At 65.2% G+C, this 19,461-nt stretch carries 20 protein-coding genes; 5 read left to right on the forward strand and 15 right to left on the reverse strand.

Going from position 1 to position 19,461, the window contains the following annotated elements:
- Nucleotides 1–120: 120 nt before the first annotated feature.
- From U741_RS0100455 to U741_RS0100485, 7 genes are all read right to left on the reverse strand, one after another.
- A complete protein-coding gene (locus U741_RS0100455) occupies nt 121–654 on the reverse strand; it encodes an NUDIX hydrolase (RefSeq protein WP_029888526.1) in 534 nt (177 codons plus the stop codon).
- A complete protein-coding gene (locus U741_RS0100460) occupies nt 651–1,463 on the reverse strand; it encodes a 23S rRNA (adenine(2030)-N(6))-methyltransferase RlmJ (protein ID WP_043110147.1) in 813 nt (270 codons plus the stop codon). The genes U741_RS0100455 and U741_RS0100460 overlap by 4 nt, the downstream gene beginning before the upstream one ends.
- Nucleotides 1,463–2,836, reverse strand: a complete 1,374-nt coding sequence (locus U741_RS0100465; protein ID WP_052378356.1) for a hypothetical protein — start codon at nt 2,834–2,836, stop codon at nt 1,463–1,465. Before U741_RS0100465 ends, U741_RS0100460 begins: the two co-directional genes overlap by 1 nt.
- Before the next feature lie 45 nt (nt 2,837–2,881).
- Nucleotides 2,882–4,183 (reverse strand): histidinol dehydrogenase, encoded by a 1,302-nt coding sequence (hisD, locus tag U741_RS0100470; protein ID WP_029888529.1) that lies wholly within the window; start codon nt 4,181–4,183, stop codon nt 2,882–2,884.
- Nucleotides 4,180–4,809 (reverse strand): ATP phosphoribosyltransferase, encoded by a 630-nt coding sequence (gene hisG, locus U741_RS0100475; RefSeq protein WP_029888530.1) that lies wholly within the window; start codon nt 4,807–4,809, stop codon nt 4,180–4,182. Before hisG ends, hisD begins: the two co-directional genes overlap by 4 nt.
- 98 nt (nt 4,810–4,907) lie before the next feature.
- On the reverse strand, nt 4,908–5,321 hold the full coding sequence (locus tag U741_RS0100480) for a GFA family protein (protein ID WP_029888531.1): 414 nt from the start codon (nt 5,319–5,321) through the stop codon (nt 4,908–4,910).
- A gap of 35 nt (nt 5,322–5,356) precedes the next feature.
- A complete protein-coding gene (locus U741_RS0100485; RefSeq protein WP_029888532.1) occupies nt 5,357–6,127 on the reverse strand; it encodes an NYN domain-containing protein in 771 nt (256 codons plus the stop codon).
- A gap of 84 nt (nt 6,128–6,211) precedes the next feature.
- On the opposite strand from U741_RS0100485, the gene U741_RS0100490 reads away from it, so the two are divergent.
- Nucleotides 6,212–7,345, forward strand: a complete 1,134-nt coding sequence (locus U741_RS0100490; protein WP_161776073.1) for a glycoside hydrolase family 5 protein — start codon at nt 6,212–6,214, stop codon at nt 7,343–7,345.
- Nucleotides 7,346–7,375: 30 nt separating this feature from the next.
- Here the strand turns inward: U741_RS0100490 and U741_RS0100495 are convergent, their stop codons facing one another.
- On the reverse strand, nt 7,376–7,798 hold the full coding sequence (locus tag U741_RS0100495; RefSeq protein WP_029888534.1) for a globin family protein: 423 nt from the start codon (nt 7,796–7,798) through the stop codon (nt 7,376–7,378).
- A gap of 438 nt (nt 7,799–8,236) precedes the next feature.
- Here U741_RS0100495 and U741_RS0100500 point away from each other — a divergent pair, with 438 nt between their 5' ends.
- On the forward strand, nt 8,237–9,271 hold the full coding sequence (locus U741_RS0100500; RefSeq protein ID WP_029888535.1) for an IS630 family transposase: 1,035 nt from the start codon (nt 8,237–8,239) through the stop codon (nt 9,269–9,271).
- 34 nt (nt 9,272–9,305) lie between these two features.
- On the opposite strand, the gene murA is transcribed toward U741_RS0100500, so the two are convergent.
- The 5 genes from murA to dapF are packed head-to-tail and all read right to left on the reverse strand — an operon-like array spanning nt 9,306 to nt 13,531.
- On the reverse strand, nt 9,306–10,571 hold the full coding sequence (gene murA, locus U741_RS0100505; RefSeq protein ID WP_029888536.1) for a UDP-N-acetylglucosamine 1-carboxyvinyltransferase: 1,266 nt from the start codon (nt 10,569–10,571) through the stop codon (nt 9,306–9,308).
- A 7-nt stretch (nt 10,572–10,578) separates the two neighbouring features.
- Nucleotides 10,579–11,079: a PIN domain-containing protein gene (locus U741_RS18110; RefSeq protein WP_152551441.1), complete on the reverse strand. Its 501-nt coding sequence runs from the start codon at nt 11,077–11,079 to the stop codon at nt 10,579–10,581.
- The gene (locus U741_RS0100515; RefSeq protein ID WP_029888538.1) at nt 11,066–11,995 is read right to left on the reverse strand and encodes a tyrosine-type recombinase/integrase; all 930 of its coding nucleotides are present in this window, start codon (nt 11,993–11,995) and stop codon (nt 11,066–11,068) included. Before U741_RS0100515 ends, U741_RS18110 begins: the two co-directional genes overlap by 14 nt.
- A gap of 1 nt (nt 11,996) precedes the next feature.
- Nucleotides 11,997–12,707, reverse strand: coding sequence for a DUF484 family protein (locus tag U741_RS0100520; protein WP_043110148.1), 711 nt, complete (start codon nt 12,705–12,707; stop codon nt 11,997–11,999).
- On the reverse strand, nt 12,704–13,531 hold the full coding sequence (gene dapF / locus U741_RS0100525) for a diaminopimelate epimerase (RefSeq protein WP_029888540.1): 828 nt from the start codon (nt 13,529–13,531) through the stop codon (nt 12,704–12,706). Before dapF ends, U741_RS0100520 begins: the two co-directional genes overlap by 4 nt.
- Nucleotides 13,532–13,631: 100 nt before the next feature.
- Here dapF and U741_RS0100530 point away from each other — a divergent pair, with 100 nt between their 5' ends.
- Nucleotides 13,632–14,681, forward strand: coding sequence for a ParM/StbA family protein (locus U741_RS0100530; RefSeq protein WP_052378358.1), 1,050 nt, complete (start codon nt 13,632–13,634; stop codon nt 14,679–14,681).
- A 19-nt stretch (nt 14,682–14,700) separates the two neighbouring features.
- Here U741_RS0100530 and U741_RS0100535 read toward each other — a convergent pair whose 3' ends face one another.
- A complete protein-coding gene (locus U741_RS0100535; RefSeq protein WP_029888542.1) occupies nt 14,701–16,137 on the reverse strand; it encodes a WS/DGAT/MGAT family O-acyltransferase in 1,437 nt (478 codons plus the stop codon).
- Nucleotides 16,138–16,252: 115 nt separating this feature from the next.
- Between U741_RS0100535 and U741_RS0100540 the strand changes: the two genes are divergently transcribed.
- The gene (locus tag U741_RS0100540; protein ID WP_029888543.1) at nt 16,253–17,701 is read left to right on the forward strand and encodes an aldehyde dehydrogenase family protein; all 1,449 of its coding nucleotides are present in this window, start codon (nt 16,253–16,255) and stop codon (nt 17,699–17,701) included.
- A gap of 66 nt (nt 17,702–17,767) precedes the next feature.
- Here U741_RS0100540 and U741_RS0100545 read toward each other — a convergent pair whose 3' ends face one another.
- On the reverse strand, nt 17,768–18,769 hold the full coding sequence (locus U741_RS0100545; protein WP_029888544.1) for a YhdH/YhfP family quinone oxidoreductase: 1,002 nt from the start codon (nt 18,767–18,769) through the stop codon (nt 17,768–17,770).
- 46 nt (nt 18,770–18,815) lie between these two features.
- Between U741_RS0100545 and pdxH the strand changes: the two genes are divergently transcribed.
- Nucleotides 18,816–19,436, forward strand: coding sequence for a pyridoxamine 5'-phosphate oxidase (pdxH, locus tag U741_RS0100550; RefSeq protein ID WP_235199838.1), 621 nt, complete (start codon nt 18,816–18,818; stop codon nt 19,434–19,436).
- Nucleotides 19,437–19,461: the final 25 nt, after the last annotated feature.

A 19,461-nucleotide genomic window follows, 5' to 3' on the forward strand; every position in this document is an offset into this window, starting at 1 on the left:
GCAAACCCGGCAGTCGGCGCACCGGGTGCCGAAACGTAGCGGATCGTGAGAATGTCCGTAGGTCGGCATTCATGCCGACAACCATGGGTGATTGGCGACCGCGTCGGGTTGAAACCCGACCTACCAAGCTGCCGCCGACGCAATGAAAAACGGCGCGGCGTAGACCTTGGGCTCGATCAGACAGCCACGGACACGGGCAGCGGCCAGCCAGGATCCCAGCGTGTCCAGCGGCACGATATGCACGGTGATGTTTTCGTCGTCCACCCCGCCGCCTGCGTGCTGCCGCGTCAAGCCAGTGGCCAGCACCAGATGAGTCATTTCGGCGGTCAGCCCTGCGGCGGTGGGGCCCGACAGCACCACTTTGGCGTCGCGGCAGGCAAAGCCGGTTTCCTCCAGCAGCTCGCGCTGCGCCGAGGCGATGATGGATTCGTCGGCAAACCCGGCGTCGTCGCCGATGATGCCGGCCGGCAGTTCGATGGTGGGCGCGTTGACCGGCACGCGAAACTGCTCGACCAGCACCAGTTCGCGGGCGTCGGTGACGGCGATGATGACCGCCGCGCCCCCCGGCGTGAGGCGCTCCACGAACTCCCAGCGGCCGTTTTTGACCAAGCGCAGAAACCGGCCCTGATGCAGCACGTCAACGGCAGCGGTCATGGCGTGTGGGTCTCGATGCGGTGCGCGGCGCCGTGGCCCTGTGCCAGCAGGGCGACCAGCGCGGGCAGTTCCTGCGGCAGTTGGTTGGCAAAGGCGAAGGGCGCATTGACGATGGCCAGCCCGCAGCCGCACATGCGCCCGTCCTGCGGCGCGCTGACGGTGAGCCGGGCGTCCAGCACCTCGCGCCCGGTCTGCTGCGCCAGCCGCCGCGCAAAGCGGTCCACGGCGTACTGGCCTTTCACCGGGTACCAGAAGGCGTAAATGCCGTGGGCGAAGCGGCCGATGGCGTGCTGGGCGAAGGTGAGCATCTGCTCCAGTTCGTCGCGGGCTTCGAAGGCCGGATCAACCAGCACCACGCCGCGCTTCTCGGGCGGCGGCAGCAGTGCCCAGGCGCCGTAGCCGTCGCGCTGATGCACGGCGATGCGCGGCCCGCGCAGTTCGGCCTTGAGGTCGTCGAACACGGCCGGCGCGTTTTCGCAGAGCAGCAGCCGGTCGCCATCGCGGCGCAGGGCTGCGGCGATGGCGGGCGAGCCCGGCAGCATGAAGTCGTCGTCACGCAGCAATGCGGCGTAGTGGCCCACCCACCCGATCAGATTCTCGGCGGCCATCAGACGCCGGGCGCCGTTCTCAGCCTCGCCGGTTTTGGCCAGCGCCTCGTCATCCCAGCGATAGCGCCCGGCACCGGCGTGGGTGTCGAGATACGCCCACGGCGCGGGCTTGGCGTTGAGCGATTCCAGCAGGCCGATGAGCAGCACGTGCTTGAAGACATCGGCGAAATTGCCGGCGTGATAGCGGTGTTGGTAGTGCATCAGACGGGCGGCAACGCGTCGATCACGGCTTGCAGGGCGGCCACGCGGGCGTGCCGCTTGCAGTTGGCGGCGAGCAACGTCCACGGCGCGCTGACGGTGTGCGTGTGGCGCAGCATGTCGTCGATGGCGGCCTGATGGGCGTCCCAGCGCTCGCGGTTGCGCCAGTCCTCATCGGTGAGTTTGTGTTGCTTGTGCGGCGTTTCGGCACGCGCCTCGAAGCGTTTCAGTTGCGCCTCGGGCGTGATCTCCAGCCAGAACTTGACCAGCACGGTGCCGTGGGCGACCAGTTGTGACTCAAAGTCGTTGATTTCGGCGTAGGCACGTCGCCATTCAGCGTCAGTGGCAAAGCCTTCGACACGCTCGACCAGCACGCGGCCACACCACGACCGGTCGAACACCGTGAGCTGGCCGTCACGCGGCAGGCGTTGCCAGAACCGCCACAGCCAGGGATGGGCGCGCGCCGCGTCACTCGGCGCGGCAATGGGCTCGACCTGAAACAGCCGCGCATCAAGACGCTCGGTCAGGCGACGAATCACCCCGCCCTTGCCGGCGGCATCCCACCCCTCGAACAACCACACCACGGGCTGGCGCCGCACGTGTGCAGCCCAGATGCGGCGGGCGATTTCGGCCTGCAGCTTGGGCAATTCGGCCTCGTAATCCTTCTTCTTCAGCCGCGCATCGGGGTCCAGCGCGGTGAGCGGTGAGGCGCTGCCAAGCTTGCGCGGCATGGCGGCTTTGGGCGGCGCCCAGTCCTGCGCAACCGTGACGGCGTCGACCAGCGCGTCCAGCGCCTGATCGGCGGCCTTGCCCGGTTTGGCGCCGTTGAGGTGCACCCAACCACCGCTGGCATCACGCAGCGCGGCAAGCGCGTCATCGGCCGAAGCCTGCGCGGCCAGCACCGCCTGCTCGCCGGGGGTGGGTTCACGTGCTTCGGCCTTGATGCGGCTGCGGATGCGCTTGCGCGCCGTCGGCACCGGCAGGTCGATCCACAGTTTGAGCAGCACTGCGCCGTCGGCCGTGAGTTGCGCTTCCAGCGCCGACAGATGCTCAAGCGTGGGCGCGTCGCCGCGCAGGGCATCGTCGATGGTGGCGGCATACCAACCGTCCAGAAACAGCCCCACCTGGCCACGGTCGGGCAGCGCGTTCCAGTAGCGCCACAGCGGCGGGCGATGCCGCCCCGGCGCGGCTTCGGGTGGCCATGCGTTGACGCGCACCCCGCGCGGGTCCAGGCCGTGCGTCAGCGCGTTGATCACCGCATGCCGCCCGCAGCCATCAACCCCGGCCACGAGGATGATCAGTGCGCGCCGGTCATCACGCAGCGCACGCTGCGACGCAAGAACGGCGAGGCGCTGCTGGTCTTTCTTTTTGCCCATGATGGTCTCCGGTCGGTCGCGCGTGGCGCGGCCGACCCGTGTGCGTCAGCTGCGGTCGCGGGCGCTGGCGGCATGCGCGCCAAGCCCTTCGGCGTCGGCAATGCGCCCGGCGATGGGCGCCAGCACTTTGGCGCCTTCGGGCGTGCATTCGATGAGGCTGGTGCGCTTCTGGAACTCGTAAACACCCAACGGGTTCGAGAACCGCGCGGCGCGCGACGTGGGCAGCACGTGATTCGGCCCAGCGCAGTAGTCACCAAACGCCTCGGGCGTGTGGCGGCCAAGGAAAATCGCCCCGGCGTGGCGGATCTTGTCCATCAGCGCACGCGGCGCGTCCACCGCCAGTTCAAGGTGTTCGGGGGCAATGTGGTTGCTGATGGCGGCGGCATCGTCCCAGTCTTTGGCGAGAATCAGCGCGCCGCGATGCCCCACCGAGGCGCGCACGATGGCGTGCCGGTCCAGCTCGGACAGGCGCGCGTTCATCGCGGCTTCCACGGCGTCGAGACAGGCCGCATCGGGGCTGATGAGAATCGACTGCGCCAGCTCGTCGTGCTCGGCCTGGCTGAACAGGTCCATGGCCAGCCAGCGCGGGTCGGTATTGCCGTCGCTGATGATCACAATCTCCGACGGCCCGGCGATGGAGTCGATGCCCACCCGCCCAAACACGCGGCGCTTGGCGGCGGCCACGTAGGCGTTGCCGGGGCCGACGATCTTGTCGACGGCGGGGATGGTCTGCGTGCCATAGGCCAGCGCGGCGATGGCCTGCGCGCCGCCGATGGTGATGACGCGATCAATGCCGGCCAAGTGCGCCGCACCCAACACCACGGGGTTGAGTTCACCGTCCGGCGCGGGCACCACCATCACCACCTCGCCGACGCCAGCCACCTTGGCGGGAATGGCGTTCATCAATACCGACGACGGGTACGCCGCCTTGCCGCCGGGCACGTACAGGCCCACGCGGCCCATGGGGGTTATGCGCTGACCCAGCCGGTTGCCGTGGGCATCGGTGAATTCAAACGCGGTGATTTTCTGGTGTTCGGCATAGGCGGTGATGCGCTGGGCGGCGGCGCTCAGGGCGTCCCGCAAATCAGCCGGCAGGCTGTTCCAGGCGGCTTCCAGCGCGGCAGCGTCCAGCGCCAGTTCGCCCGCCTGCTGCACGCTGCGGCGGTCGAACTGATTGGTAAACCCGATCAGCGCCGCGTCGCCGTCGCGGCGCACAGCGGCGATGATGTCGTCGACCACCGTGGTGATCTCGGCGCTGATTTCGGGTGCGCGGTCGAGCAGCGCGTCGAGTTGCAGGTTGAACGCGGCGTCGCGGCTGTCGAGGCGCTGGGGCTGCAACGGCGTCATGCCCGCGCCTCCACCGCCTCGGCAAAGCGCGCGAGCCAGTGCTTGATGGCGGCGTGCTTGGTTTTCATCGCCGCCTTGTTGACGACCATGCGCGCGGTGATGTGGGTGATGATCTCGGTCTCGATCAGGCCATTGGCCTTGAGCGTGTTGCCGGTGTCAACGAGATCAACGATCACGTCGGCCAGACCCACCAGCGGCGCCAGTTCCATGGAGCCGTAGAGCTTGATCATCTCCACCTGCATGTCGCGCTGGGCAAAGTGCGCCTGGGTGATGGCCGGGTACTTGGTGGCCACGCGCAGGCGGTGGTGCGGTGGCAGCGCCGGGGCGTCCCTGACCTGCGCCACCGACAGACGGCAGCCGGCAATCTTCAGGTCCAGCGGCTCGTACAAGCCTTCGCCGCCGTGCTCCATCAGCACATCCTTGCCGGTCACGCCGATATCGGCCGCGCCGTAGGCGACATAGGTGGGCACATCGGCCGGACGAATGATGACCAGTTGCAGGTCGGGCTCAGTGGTGGGCACCCGCAGCAACCGGCCGATGTCGCCCGCGGGCTCCACGCCCATGGCCTTGAGCATGGGCAGGGTGTCTTCGAGGATGCGGCCCTTGGAAAGTGCAAGCGTGATCATGGCGCGCATTGTAGCGGGGCAGGCTGTTCGCCACGCTGCTCAGGCCCGCTGATCAACCTGTTCAGATGGGTCGCGCGCCCAATCACAGGGGCCAGCATTCACGCGAGCGGCGGCAATTCAGCGTGGCGCGGCAAGGTATCTGCGTATTCGGCCCAGGACACATGCCTGGCATGCCAACTGTGCAGAACCGGGGGCATGGCTTCAGGGTCGTCGAGACTGCCGATGGTGATGTCGATCAGGCCCGGCAAAAAAGGGGCGGTGAAGGAAATCTGCGTGCCACAGTCGGCGCAGAAGCCACGCCTACCCTCGGCTGATGACGCGTAGGTTTTCAGCGGCCCCTTGCTGAAGTGCACCTGGCCTTCGGGGTACATCGCCCACGCCACCGACGGTGCGGCATTGGCGCGGCGGCACATGCTGCAATGACAGACGGCCGCGACCACCGGGTCGCCGCGCACCTGATATCGCACGGGGCCGCACTGGCAACCGCCTTCGAGTGTGGTGGTTTGGGTCATCGTTGACTCTCTCAGAGGGACACTGATCAATAAACTCAAACTCGCTTCCGCATGTAGTGCGAGCCGGACTTGCCGTCCTCATTTTTACGGGTCTGCAGCTCATAGCCGGCGGTGGCCTTCACCAGATCGCTGAGACGCTTGTGACCGTAGTTGCGTGCGTCAAAGTCGGGCTGCTGCTTGTTGATGTGCTGGCCGATGGCCCCCAGGTGCGCCCAACCGTCGTCGTCGGCAGACGCGTCCAGCGCCGAGTCGAACAGGGTCTGCAATTGCCGGTCGGGCGGCGACGGTTTGGGTGCAGCGGCTGCCTTTTGCGGTGCAGGATTGCCGCCCTTGCCGGATTCCTTCTTCGCGGCAGGTGCAACATCTGCCGGTGCGGTCCGCAGGATGTCCACATAAATGAACTTGTCGCAGGCGGCGATGAGCGAGCGCGGCGTCTTGCGCTCGCCAAAGCCGTACACCTTCATCCCCGACTCGCGCAGCCGCGTTGCCAGCCGGGTGAAATCGCTGCCGGACGACACCAGACAGAAGCCATCGAAGTTGGCCGTGTAGAGCAGGTCCATGGCGTCAATGATCAGCGCGCTGTCGGTGGCATTCTTGCCTGTGGTGTAGCCGAATTGCTGCATCGGCTGAATGGCATGGGCGACCAGCTTCTGCTTCCAGGCGCCGAGCTGAGGCTGGGTCCAGTCCCCGTAGATGCGCTTGACGCTGGCCACGCCGTACTTGGCGACCTCGGCCAGCAGCGGCTCCACCAGATCGGCACTGGCGTTGTCGGCGTCAATCAGCACGGCAAGTCGGGCACTTTCCATGGCGCTAACGTAGCGGATTCATCATCCGTTGCGCGACGCCGCGCTCGAATCATCGCCGGCTTGGTTCAAACTCCAGCCATGCCCATGCCCCGACCCCGCTTCGATTTTTTCGCCCGCCTCCGCATGATCGGCCTCGCAGGTCTGCTGCTGGCGCTGTCGGCGTGTTCGCAAATCAAGGGCGTCGCAGCGCCAGACCCGACGCTCATGCAGGCACTGGCGCGCGGCGTCAATCTCAGCCATTGGTTCACCCATCGCACCGCTTTTGCGGCGCCGAGTGACCAGGCCATCATCGGCGCCGCTGACCTGACGTTGATCCGACAACTGGGCCTCGACCACGTGCGTATCGGCGTTGATCCGGTGTGGTTCAGCACGAGTGCTGGCGCGGCGGACGAGCTGATGCGTGGGCTGGAGGCCGTACGTGACGCAGGCCTTGCCGTGGTGCTGGCCGTGCAACCTGAGGCCGACTACAAGCGCGCCCTGATCGCCGACCCGGCAGCGCGCGAGGACCTGTTGCGCACCTGGGCACAACTGGCCACGCCGCTGGCGCAATGGCCGCCGTCGAAACTGGCCTTTGAAGCGCTCAACGAACCTGAGCACAACGACCCCGTCGCCGTGCACCAACTGATGACCGACATTGTCGCCACGCTGCGCGATGTCGCGCCACGGCACACCGTCATCGTGTCGCCGGGTGGCTATGCCGACGTCGATGACCTGGTGGCCTTCACGCCGCTGGAGGCGGACAACCTTATCTATACCTTTCACTTTTATGAGCCGAAAAACTTCACCCACCAGGGTGCGTACTGGGGCTGGCCCATGTGGATCAGCTTTTCAGGCTTTCCTTATCCGTCATCACCGGCCGCCGTGGCGCCGCGACTGGCGCAGGTTGCCGACGACGTGAAACCGCACCTGACCCATTACGGCGAGGCGCGCTGGAACCGCGCGCGCCTGGCGACCCAACTGGATCGCGCCGCGCAATGGGCGACGCGGCACAAGGTCACTGTGTGGTGCGGCGAGTTTGGCGCCTACCGCCCGAATGCCGAGGCGGCGCATCGGCACGCATGGCTAAACGATGTCACCGAATTGATGCATGCGCGCAGTATCGGCTGGTCGCTATGGGACTACGCCGGACCCTTCGGCCTGACCGAAGGGTCGCCGCGCGCGCGGCGTGTCGATCACGACATGGCGAAGGCCATGGGCCTGATGGCCGATGCGGACTGATCGTCCGTCGGCGTCATCAATTGCACGCCATCAGGCCGCCTGCCGGTGGCTTTGCGCCGCCTCGATCATGACGCCGGACAACAACTGATACGCCCCGGCCCATGCGCTGCTGACCTCCTCAGTCCACTCGTCGCCCAGCGCCTTTTCCAAGGTCCAGAGCAGCGCGGCACCCACCTCGGCATAGTCGGCGTCCTGCACGCCATAGCCGGTGTGCCGCCGACCCATGGCCTGCAGCGGGGCGACCAGTGGGGTCGGTTCATGCAGGTGTTTCACGGCCAGCGCGAGGGTCTGCATCAACATCGCGCCCTGCCGAGACATGTCGCCCTTGAACAGCGCCCTGTACGCAGGCTGCTGCTCAAAAAGTCGACCGTAGAACCCTTCGGCGGCGGTGTCGGCCACCGGCGCAACCTTGGCGAAAGTGGTCTTGACGAGCTCGATCTGTCGCGGGGTCATGGCGGGCTTTGGTTGATGGGTGAACGGCATCATTGAGCGCAAGTCGGCCCGTGCCAAGGGGCCATCACACCAGCGGCGATGGGCAACCGACCAATGGAGTCGTCGGGCGCGTGCCGGGTACGGGCACGCGCATACACCCGTCCGTTTCGTCGGGCTTCGGGACAATCGGATTTGGCGACACTTGCGGCGCGCCGCGCGCCCGCGAAGGCGGCGCCCAACACAACCGCGGTGACCTGCGCCAGCTCTGGTGCAGCGCTTCCAACAATTCGTTAGTTCTGGCGGCGCGATTGAGCACATCTCTTCGTTGCTCATCGTCGCGATAGTGCCCGCTATCACTCCTCTTCGCGCCTCGATCTGCACTCAATCGCACTCGCCACCTCCTAACGCTTTGTTACTAACCTTTTAGAAAGTATTGTCATAATATGAGACAATACGGCCATGAAATGCAAGCGCTCATCGGATGGTCGTTCTATCGATCATCATTCATTGCAGGTAATGCGACAGCAGGCGATCAAGGCCATGCGTGAAGGCCAGCCTGCGGCAAGTGTTGCTGCGGCTTTTGGTGTGAACGTTCGCAGTGTTCACAGGTGGTTGGCTGACTTTGTCAATGGCGGGCAGAACGCGCTGCTGGCCAAGCCCATCCCCGGCAGACCACCAAAGGTCAGTGCTGACGAGATGCGCTGGCTCGCACAGACGGTACGGGATCACTCGCCGTTGCAGTACCGCTTTCAGTTTGGCCTTTGGACGCTGTCGCTGATTGCCGAACTGATTCGCCGTGAGTTTGGCAAGAAGCTGTCGCTGGCCTCTGTCAGCCGAATCATGAAGCTGCTGGGCTTCAGTGCACAGAAGCCGTTGTATCAGGCTTGGCAGCAGGATGCGGCGTTGGTGCATCAATGGGAACAGGAAACCTACCCCGCCATCCGGGCCGAGGCGCGTGCAGCGGGCGCGACGATCTACTTTGCCGACGAGTCCGGCATTCGGTCGGACTACCACACCGGCAGCACCTGGGCGCCGCGTGGGCAGACCCCGGTGGTGCAAGTCACCGGACGACGCTTCTCGTTGAACATGATCTCGGCGGTGAGTCCACGCGGAGATTTCCGATTTATGGTCCATGAGGGCTCAGTGACTTCGCAGGTGTTTCGGGAATTTCTGAAGCGGTTGATGATCGGGGCCGAGCAGCCGGTTTTCGTGGTGGTCGACGGTCACCCCATCCACAAGGCAAAGCTGATCAAAAACTACGTCGACAGCCTGAATGGACAGCTCAAGCTCTTCTTCTTGCCGCCCTACTCGCCGCAATTGAACCCCGACGAACAGGTCTGGGCCCATGTGAAACGGCAGGTCTCGCGCCAGTTGGTGCAGAGCAAAGATGAAATGAAGCGCCTTGCCATCGGTGCGCTCCGACGAATCCAGCGGCTACCCGAACTCGTGAAATCATTCTTCCGACAGCCCGAGTGCAAATATGCGGCAGGGTGACATTTCTTTTGAGAAGGTTAGTAGATGCGCTGCACTAGAGCAGTTTGTCTACCCGCCGAATCTGCGCGCCCAGCGCCGCCAGCTTTTGCTCAATGTGCTCGTAGCCGCGGTCCATGTGATAAATGCGGTCGATGATGGTTTCGCCATCGGCAGCGAGCGCGGCGATGACCAGTGAGGCTGAGGCGCGCAGGTCGGTGGCCATGATCGGCGCGGCGGTGAGACGCGCTTTGCCGGTGATGATGGCGGTGTTGCCCTCGACCCGAATGTCGGCGCCCAGCCGCAGCAGTTCGTTGGCGTGCATGAAGCGGTTTTCGAAGATGGTTTCGCGAATCGTGCCCACGCCTTCGGCGAGGCAGTTCATGGCCATGATCTGCGCTTGCATGTCGGTGGGAAAACCGGGGTGCGGCATGGTGTGCAGGTTGACGGCCTTGGGCCGGGCGCCGTGCATATCGAGCTCAATAAAATCCAGCCCGGTACGGATGATGGCGCCAGCCTGTTGCAGTTTGACCAGCACCGCGTCAAGCAGGCCGGGATCGGTATGGGTGATGCGCACCTTGCCGCGCGTGGTGGCGGCAGCCGCCAGGTAGGTGCCGGTCTCGATACGGTCCGGCAGCACGCGGTGCTCGGCGGCGTGCAGCTTTTTGACACCCTGGATGTGGATGGTGGTGGTGCCGTCGCCGACAATCTTGGCGCCCATGGCGCGCAGGCAGCGTGCCAGATCGACCACTTCGGGCTCACGCGCGGCGTTCTCCAGCATGGTGTCGCCGTCAGCAAGCACGGCGGCCATCATCAGGTTTTCGGTGCCGGTGACGGTGACGGTGTCGAAGACGATGCGCGCGCCTTTCAGCTTCTGGGCTTTGGCGTGGACGAAGCCGCCCTCAAGGGTAATTTCTGCGCCCATGGCTTTGAGGCCCATCAGGTGCAGGTCCACCGGTCGCGCGCCAATGGCGCAACCCCCGGGCAAGGAGACGTGCGCTTCGCCACGCGCCGCCACCAACGGGCCCAACACCAGAATGCTGGCACGCATGGTGCGCACCAGTTCATAAGGCGCGACGCAGGTGGTGATGCCGCTGGCATCGAGCACGCGGGTATGGGCGTCGGGATGTTCGACGCGCACGCCCATCTGCTCGAGCAACTGGCCGGTGGTGCCGACGTCGCGCAGGTTGGGGACGTTGGTCAACGTCAGCGGCGCATCGCTGAGCAGGCTGGCGCAGAGGATGGGCAGCGCGGCGTTCTTGGCGCCGCCAGCGGCAATTTCGCCGCTGAGCGGGCCGTTGCCCTGAATGACAAATTTGTCCATGAAAGACTCAGTTGGGAACGGTAGTGGACGGGATCAGCCCCATCCGCTTGGTACGCCGCGCGGGGCGGCGGTCATCAAAACTGGCCATGCGCGTGCCGTCACGATCGCTGGCGTGGTGAAGGGCGTCGGCAAAATCGTGCCCGTCTCGAAAGCCCTTGAACGCGGTCACGACCTGATCCTGGGCCACGATCTCGACCTGCGGCCGGCTCAGCAGATACCCGAAGACCCTGATGATGTCGGCGGGCGCGAAACCATAGCGCCCACGCAGCAGCCATTCCAGCGCCAGCAGCAGCGATTTGGCCACGCACAAGCGCCGACCTGATTCGATGAGTCGGCGAGCGGCCTCACGTTGCTTTTGGGTGGTGAGGTCGGGCGCCGCCTCGGCCACGAAGTAAAGCGCGAGCACGTGGGTATCGATCCCGATCACTGGCGCGCTTTGCCACGGTCGCCGGACTTTCGAGGCAAGCGTGCAGTGGCCGATCGGACGACCCACCTCAGCCGACGTCATCAGTGCCGGGCCGTTTGCGTGCCCTGGGATGGGCGCCGTCATAAACGCTGGCGAGCCGCTTGAAATCAACGTGGGTGTAGATCTGCGTGGTCGCCAGTTGCGCATGGCCCAGCAGTTCCTGCACCGCCCGCAGGTCACCCGACTCTTCAAGCATGTGGGTGGCGAAGGCGTGTCGAAGGCGGTGCGGATGCACGCGGCCCTCAAGGCCGGTGCGCTGTGCAAACGCCTTGACCGCCAAGCCAATGCCGCTGCGCGAAAGCCGGCCGCCACGCGGGTTGAGCCACAGGGCCGGCTCGTCCTCGCGGCGCAGCCACTGCGGACGCACGGACAGCCAGTCGTCAATGGCCGAGCGGGCCTTGCTGCCCAACCAGACGATGCGCTCTTTCTCGCCCTTGCCGATGATGCGCAGCTCGGTCTGCCCATGCGCCACCTGCGGCACATTGAGTCCATGGGCCTCGGCGAGGCGCATGCCACTGCTGTAGAGGGCTTCGAGCAAGGCCCGGTCACGACGCTCGACGATGCTGCCAGCCCGCTGGTCGAGGGCCTGCCCCAGCGCATCGGCGGCGACGCCCATCGGCAACTTGCGGCGATGTCGCGGCGCGCGCACGCCGGTGGTCGGATTCGACGTCAGCCAGCCGCGACCGACGGCGAATCTGAAAAACCCGCGTGCCGACGACAGGTACCGCTGCAGGCTCGCCGTCTGGTGGCCGTCCTGGTGCAGGCCGGCGATCCAGCGGCGGATGTCGCCACTGCGGCAATGACCGGCAGCGACAAGCACGGCTTGCAGCCGCTGCAGGTCGCGCGTGGTCGCGTCCAGGGTGTTCGGGGAGGCGCGCCGCACATCGCGCAGCTCGTCAAGGTAGGCGGCGATGAAGCCCGCCCAGTCTGGCGCGCTGCCGTCGTCCGGCAACGTCATCTCAACCGAGACGGGCGCGGATGGCCGCCGCAACCAGTTCGGCAATCATTTCGAGAAACAACTTGCCCTGGCGCGGCTGGAACCGCTCGGGGTTGAGTGCGCCAAAGGCCAGCATGCCGAGGTACTTGTCCTTTTCCAGCGGCACGATGGCAGCCGACTGGGGCACCTCGACGGCCTTGGGAAACAACAGGCGCGCGCGCGGCTCAGTGATGGGTCCGCACTCGATCAGCCGCGTGCGGGTGAAATTTTCGTAAGCCTTGGCGATGCGGCCCTCGGGTTCCATCGGCACCAGTCCATCGATGTCGTTGCGCTTGTAATAGGCGTTGTTGAGGCCGATGAACACTTCGTCGATGCCGAACTCGGCGCGCAATACCTGCCGCAGGCCGGCGGCGACCGCAGCCAGCGACGGCGCGCGAATCAGGGTGCGCGCCAGGCGCAGGACATTCTCGGCGCGGCCTTCGTTGTCGCGCGCAGCATCGACCAGCCGCTCAAGATGTGACTCCAGCTTCTGCGCGCGGGCGCGCAACACGTCGACCTGCCGCTCCATCAGTGACACAGCCGAGCCGGTACTGTGGGCCAGCTCCAGCTTTTCCAGTATGTCCGGGTGCCTGGCGAACAGGTCGGGGTGGGCCATCAGGTAATCGAGCACCGCCTGTTCGGCCAGTTCGGGCACGCCTGGCGCCTCGCGTGCGTCAACTGCGGTCTGGTTCACAACAATTCCCCTCGATACACGGTGTCTGTTTCCCCTTCCAACCATACCGGAGCATCGCCGCCGGCCCAACGCACGGCAAGCTGCCCGCCCGAGACCCGCACCTGCACGTGGGCATCGAGCTGCCCGGCGCGAATCCCTGCCACCACAGCCGCACAGGCACCGCTGCCGCACGCCAGGGTTTCGCCGGCGCCGCGCTCGTAAACACGCAGGGCAATGGCGTCGCGCGCCAGCACCGTCATGAAACCGACGTTGACTGACGCCGGAAACACCGGCGAGACCTGCAAGGCTGGCCCCAACGTGGCCACCGGCGCCGTCGCGACATCGAGCACGGTGATGACCGCATGCGGATTGCCCATCGACAGCGCGCGAAACGCCACCTCGCCATGCCCGGGGACCGGCAGGTGATACACCTCGGCCTGCGCAAGTGCCATGGGGATCTGCTCAGGCACGAAGACGGGCGCCCCCAGATTGACCTGAATGAGCCCGTCGGCACCGTGGCGCAATTCGAGCACCCGCGATGCGGTGCGCACCCGCAGGTGATCGGCTTGCGACAGCCCTTGCTCACGAACGAAACGCGCAAGGCAGCGCGCGCCGTTGCCGCACTGCCCGACCTCTGAGCCGTCGGCATTGAAGATGCGGTAGTCGAAATCGACGTCATCGGTCGAGGGCGACTCGACCACCAGCACCTGGTCGCAGCCGACGCCGTAGCGGCGATCGGTGAGCCGCGCCAGCGTCGCGGGCGTGGGTTGGAACGCCTCGCGGGTGGCATCGATGACCACGAAGTCATTGCCGGCGCCGTGCATTTTGGTGAAGGCCAGAGTCATGACTTGATTCTATTGATTCGCGACCCGGCCCGTACGGCCGAAGGCGGGTGCTTTGGTGCTATTTTCATGCCCACACCAACGGTCAATTCAGGGATTGCACGTGAAAGTTATTGCCACCGATATGGGGTTTGGCTACACCAAGGCGACCGACGGTCGCGGCCACCAGTTGTTCAAATCGATTCTGGGGGAGGCCAATCCAGCGCAGTTCGGTGAGTCACTGGTGGGCAACAGCACCCTGCCGCCCCGCCATTTCCGTCTGGGTGACGAGACGTTTTTTGTTGGCGAGTGGGCCGAGACACAGTCACGCGGTCGGCGCTTCACGCTGGACCCGGCGCAATTTCTCGCCAAGCACGCCAAACAGCTGGCACTGGCGGCGATTGCGCCCTACGCACCGGACGGTGAGCCGATTCGACTGGTCACCGGGCTGCCCATCAGCTTCTTCAAGCGCTATCGCGAGGCCGTATCGGCGCTACTCAAGGGTCGCCATGCGCTGGTGGCTTTTGGTGCCGACGGCCGGCCGGTGGAACAGCAGGTTTACATCGAGCAGGTGCGGGTGATTCCGCAGCCCTTCGGCAGTCTGTTCGGGTTGATGCTCAACAACTTGGGAAAACCTTCGTCACAACGCTATGTGACCGAGAAGATCGGCATCATCGACATCGGCTTTCGTACGGCCGACTTCACCATCAGTGACAAGACCCGGTACTCGGAGCGCGGCAGTCTGTCGACCGATTCGGGCATGTCCAGCGCCTATGCCCAGGTGGCCGCGTTCTTGCAGGACCAGTCCGGCATCAGCATCGAATTGTTCCGCCTGCACGAGGCGTTCAGCCGCGGCAGCCTGCGCGTCAAGGGCACCTTGTACGACCTCAAGCCGGTCATTAACCAGGCCTTCGATCAACTGGCCGAACGCATTGCGACCGAGGTGAACCGGCTGTGGTCGGACGACTGGGATCTGGAGGCCATCGTCATCACCGGCGGCGGCGGCAAGGCCTTGTATCCACGCCTCAAGCCGCTGATTGACGGCGAGGTGCTGGCGATGCCTGAAGACGAAGACCCGCGCCTGGCCAACGTCAACGGCTACTGGAAGTACGGCACGCACCTGTGGGGCAGTGCGGCGACGGCAACGGCACCCGCCACGCCGCCCACGGCATGAATCGGTTGCAGGCCGGGTTTCAACCCTTCACGCGCGGCGCCTTTTGGGTGGCGGCGCGACGGCGCGGCTTCTTCGCAGGTTCCGCCGGCGTCATGCCCAGCACCTGCTCGAGTTCTTCCAGCGCCTCGCCCATGTAAACGGCCAGCCGCTGCATATGAGGCAGCGAGTCACGGCAGCCGGTGAGGCCGATGTTGAACTGCCCGGCGTAGCTGACACAGGTGATGTTCAAACCCTGGCCGTGGCTGAGCAGTGACACCGGGTACATCTGCTCCATGCGCGCGCCATTGAAGTAGAGCGGCCGGGTCGGCCCCGGCACATTGGAGACGGTGATGTTGAACATCGGCCGCGCGACGCCGCCCAGGCCCGCCACCAGTTGCATCATGAACGGCGCCATGAACAGCGCGGTGTAGCTGGTCAGCCCCGCCGCGGGCAGCTTGCGCAACAGTGCCTTGGCGACTTCGGTGGACCGGCGAATGGCTTGCAGCCGATCGAGCGGCGCGCTCAGGTGGGTGTTCAGGCTGGCGATGATGAAGCTGATGGCGTTGCTGGTTTCGTCATCCCCCTCGGGTCGAATCGACACTGGAATCCCTGCCGTCAACGCGCCCTCGGGCAACGCCTGAACCTCCGCCAGATAGCGCCGCAGGGCGCCGCTGCACAGCGCCAGAAAGACATCATTGACCGATACCGATGCCGCCTTGGCCACCGCCTTGATCCTTGCCAACGCGTAGTACTGGGTGGCAAAGCGTCGTTGACCCGAGACGCGCTGGTTGAGAATGGAGCTCGGCCCCTGGAAAGGCAGTGCCTCATCGGGCGCGCTGTGCCGAAAATGCTCGACCAGCAAATGCCCCAACGCTTTGCCAACCTGCGGCGCGGCCTGAAGCTGAGCAAGCAGGGTCTCGCCCAGGCCGGGGGGTTTGAGCGCACCCGGCGTGCGCTGCCCCCGACCAATCGCCCAGGGTGGCGGCATGGCTGAGGCCTTGGGGTCGGGCACCATCATCTTCTGCAGCATGCGCATGCCGCCCACGCCGTCGACCATGGAGTGGTGCATCTTCATGTACAGCGCGAAGCGGCCGTTCTCCAAACCCTCGATGACGTGCGCCTCCCACAGCGGACGGTTGAAATCCATGGAGTGCGAGTGCAGACGCGAGACCAGCACCCCCAGTTCGCGCTCGCCGCCCGGCTTGGGCAGCGCCGAGTGGCGCAGGTGATAGTCCAGATCGATCTCGTCGGCGGTCTTCCACATCGGCAGCACGCTCTTGAGCTTCGGACTGACCAGCTTGAGGTTGAACGGCGACGCAAAGCGCGGCGTCTCGCGAAGGTGGCTGAACAGACTGGGGATGAAGTCGGGCCCGGCGTCATGGGGCAGCGAAAAAATCGCCAGACAACCGACGTGCATCGGCGTTTCCTTGGTGTCGACGTACAACCATGCGGCATCCAGCGGCTTGAGCATTCCCATTCACGACTCCCCATTCTTTTTTTGGCGCGCTGGGGCAAGTGTAGCGGCGGCGGCTTGTGGCAACGTTCGGGCTTCTATAACTTGACCGACTGTTCAATCAACCCGAGGAGAGGTCATGAACCTTGCCGCCAACCATTTGCCCGGCACCGGCAACCCGCCGCTGACCCGCATTCGCGAAGTCTTTGAAGCCCACCGCGACACGGCCCTGCGGCTGCGCACCTCGACCGCTGCCGAGCGCATCGCCAAGCTCAAGCGCCTTAAAGAGGCGATGTTTGCCAATCAAGAGGCGATTCGCGAAGCCGGTTACGCCGACTTCAAGAAGCCCGCGCTGGAAGTCGACGCCACCGAAATTCTGCCCGTCATCGCCGAAATCAACGACGCCGTGCGGCACCTCAAGAAATGGATGAAGCCCAGCCACGTGATGCCCACGCGGATGATGGTCGGCACCAAGGCGTGGGTGCAGCACGAGCCCAAGGGGCGCTGCCTGATCATTTCGCCGTGGAACTACCCGGTGAACTTGAGCTTTGGCCCGCTGGCCTCGGCGATTGCGGCCGGCAACACCGCCATCATCAAGCCGTCCGAGATGACGCCGCACGCCGCCGCGCTGATGTCGCGCATCGTTCGTGAGGTGTTTTCAGAAGACGAAGTCACGGTGATCGAAGGCGAGGTCGAGGTCTCGACCGAGCTGCTCAGCCTGCCGTTTGACCACATCTTTTTCACCGGCTCGCCGGCCATCGGCAAAGTGGTGATGGCCGCCGCCGCCAAACACCTGACCAGCGTGACCCTGGAGCTGGGCGGCAAGTCACCCACGGTGATCGACGAAAGCGCCGATCTTGAGTCGGCCGCCAAGACCATTCTCTGGGGCAAGTTCACCAACAACGGCCAGACCTGCATCGCGCCCGATCACCTGTACGTGCACGAGTCGGTGAAGCCGGCCTTCATCGCCGCCTGCCTGAAGGTGCTGAAAACCGTCTATGGCGACGACGACGCCGCGCGCCAAGCCAGCCCTTTCCTCGCGCGTATCGTCAACAGCCGCCACACCGGGCGCATCAAGGCCCTGCTCGACGACGCAGTGGCCAAGGGCGCCACCACGCTGTGTGGGGGCACGACCGATGCTGATGACTGCTTCGTCGCGCCCACCCTGCTCGACAACCTGCCGCCCGACGCCGAGATCATGACCGAAGAAATCTTCGGGCCATTGCTGCCGGTCATCGGCTACCGCGACCTGGACGACGTGATCCGCAAGATCAACGATGCGCCGAAGCCGTTGGCGCTCTACATCTGGAGCAAGAACGAGGCGAACATCGAAAAGCTGAGCAAGCAGACCAGCGCCGGCGGGACGTGCATCAACCATGCAGTCGTGCATTTTTTGCATGGCAACCTGCCGTTCGGTGGCGTCAACAACTCGGGCATCGGCGCCGCACACGGCTTCTGGGGCTTCAAGGCGTTCTCGCACGAGCGGGCGATGGTGCGCACCCGCTTCATGCTCGCCAAGCTGCTGTTCCCGCCGTACACCAAAACGTCGGAAAGAATCGTCAAGCTGATGATGAAAACTGCCGTTTGAACCCTGCTTGATCGACATGAAAATGCCGGGTTTCAAACCCGGCATTTTTGTTTTAAGCGCCGCAGGTCAGAGATCGCCCGACAGCTTGACCACCGTGCGCCCGACAAGTGAACCCGCAACCTGCTCGTCACAGGTGGCCTTGACCTGATCGAGCAGGATCTCGCGGCTCACAAGTGTGTCGAGATGCCGCAGCTTCCACGGCCCGGCCAACTGTTGCCAGATCCATTCCCGCCAGGCCCGCGGGCACTCGACCGAGTGAATGCCGAGCAGTGACACGCCGCGCAGGATGAACGGCATCACCGTCGTTTCGAGCGTGTGAGCCTGCGCCAGGCCGATGGAGGCGATGTTGCCCCAGGGACGCACGGTGCGCGTCAGGTAGCCCAGCGACTCACCGCCCAGATTATCGACGGCGCCACCCCAGGTGGCGGACTCCAGCGGCCGGCTGCCGACGTCCAGCGTCAGTCGGTCGATGACGGCGTGGGCGCCGAGTTTCTTCAAGTAGTCGGACTGTGCCGCGGCCTTGCCGGTAAGCGCGTGCACTTCAAAGCCGGCGCGGCTGAACAAATCCAGCGCGATGCCGCCGACGCCGCCCGTGGGGCCATTGACAACAATCGGTCCCATATCAGGGTGCTGGTGATTTTCGAGCATGCGCTTGAGTGCCAGCGCGGCCGTGAAGCCGGCGGTGCCAATGGCCATGGCTTCGCGCAGGTCCATGCCCTCGGGCAAGCGCACGACCGCCGAGGCCGGCACGCGGGCCCTCTCGGCCAGGCCGCCATCCAGTAACTCACCGATGTTGCAGCCGGTGACCAGAACGCGGTCGCCCTTGCGCCACGCAGGGTCGTCGCTGGATTCGACGATGCCACTGAGATCGATGCCCGCCACTTTGGGGAAGCCCTTCATGATCCGGCCCTTGCCGGACACCGCCAACGCATCCTTGTAGTTGAGCCCCGACCACGCAACGCGAACGACCACCTCGCCGGCCGACAGATCGTCCAACGTGATCGTTTCGAGTTGGGAGTTCGTGGCGCGCTCCACCTGATGCACGCGTATCGCCTTGAATGAGGTCATGGTTGAATCCGTCACAATGGAGCCCCCGAGTTTGCCAGAGGCCGCCGTGTCGCAATACACGAAGAATCCGCCGTTGAACGCCGAGGACGTGGCCGCCGACCCGTTCGCCCAGTTTCTGTGTTGGCTTGAGGACGCGCGCGCTGCGGGCATGATTGAGCCCGGCGCGATGGCGCTGGCCACCGCCGACAAGGATGCGGTGCCGAGCCTGCGAATCGTCCTGTTCAAGGGCATTCATGACGGCCAGTTCACGTTCTACACCGACTATCGCGGCCGCAAGGCGCAAGAACTCGCTGTCAACCCGGCGGCCGCCGCGACCTTCTGGTGGGACCGGCTGGAGCGCCAGGTGCGCATCGAAGGTGGGGTGACCAAGGTCTCGCGCGAATTGTCGGCGACCTACTTCGCGACGCGTTATCGCGGCTCGCAACTGGCCGCACACACGTCACGGCAGTCATCGGTGGTCAGTGACCGGGCCGAGCTCGAAGCCCGACTGGCCGAGACCGAGGCGCGCTTCGGCGATGGGCCCGTTCCACTGCCCGAGCACTGGGGCGGCTACGGGCTCACACCGCGCAGTGTCGAGTTTTGGCAGGGTCGTGGTGGGCGTTTTCATGACCGACTTCGCTACTGCCGCGATGGGGCAGGTTGGCGGCTTGAGCGGCTAGAACCCTAGGGCCTGTTAACAATTGCCGTATCGC

It is taken from the genome of Polycyclovorans algicola TG408 (assembly GCF_000711245.1).
In the GTDB taxonomy this organism is placed as follows: domain Bacteria; phylum Pseudomonadota; class Gammaproteobacteria; order Nevskiales; family Nevskiaceae; genus Polycyclovorans; species Polycyclovorans algicola.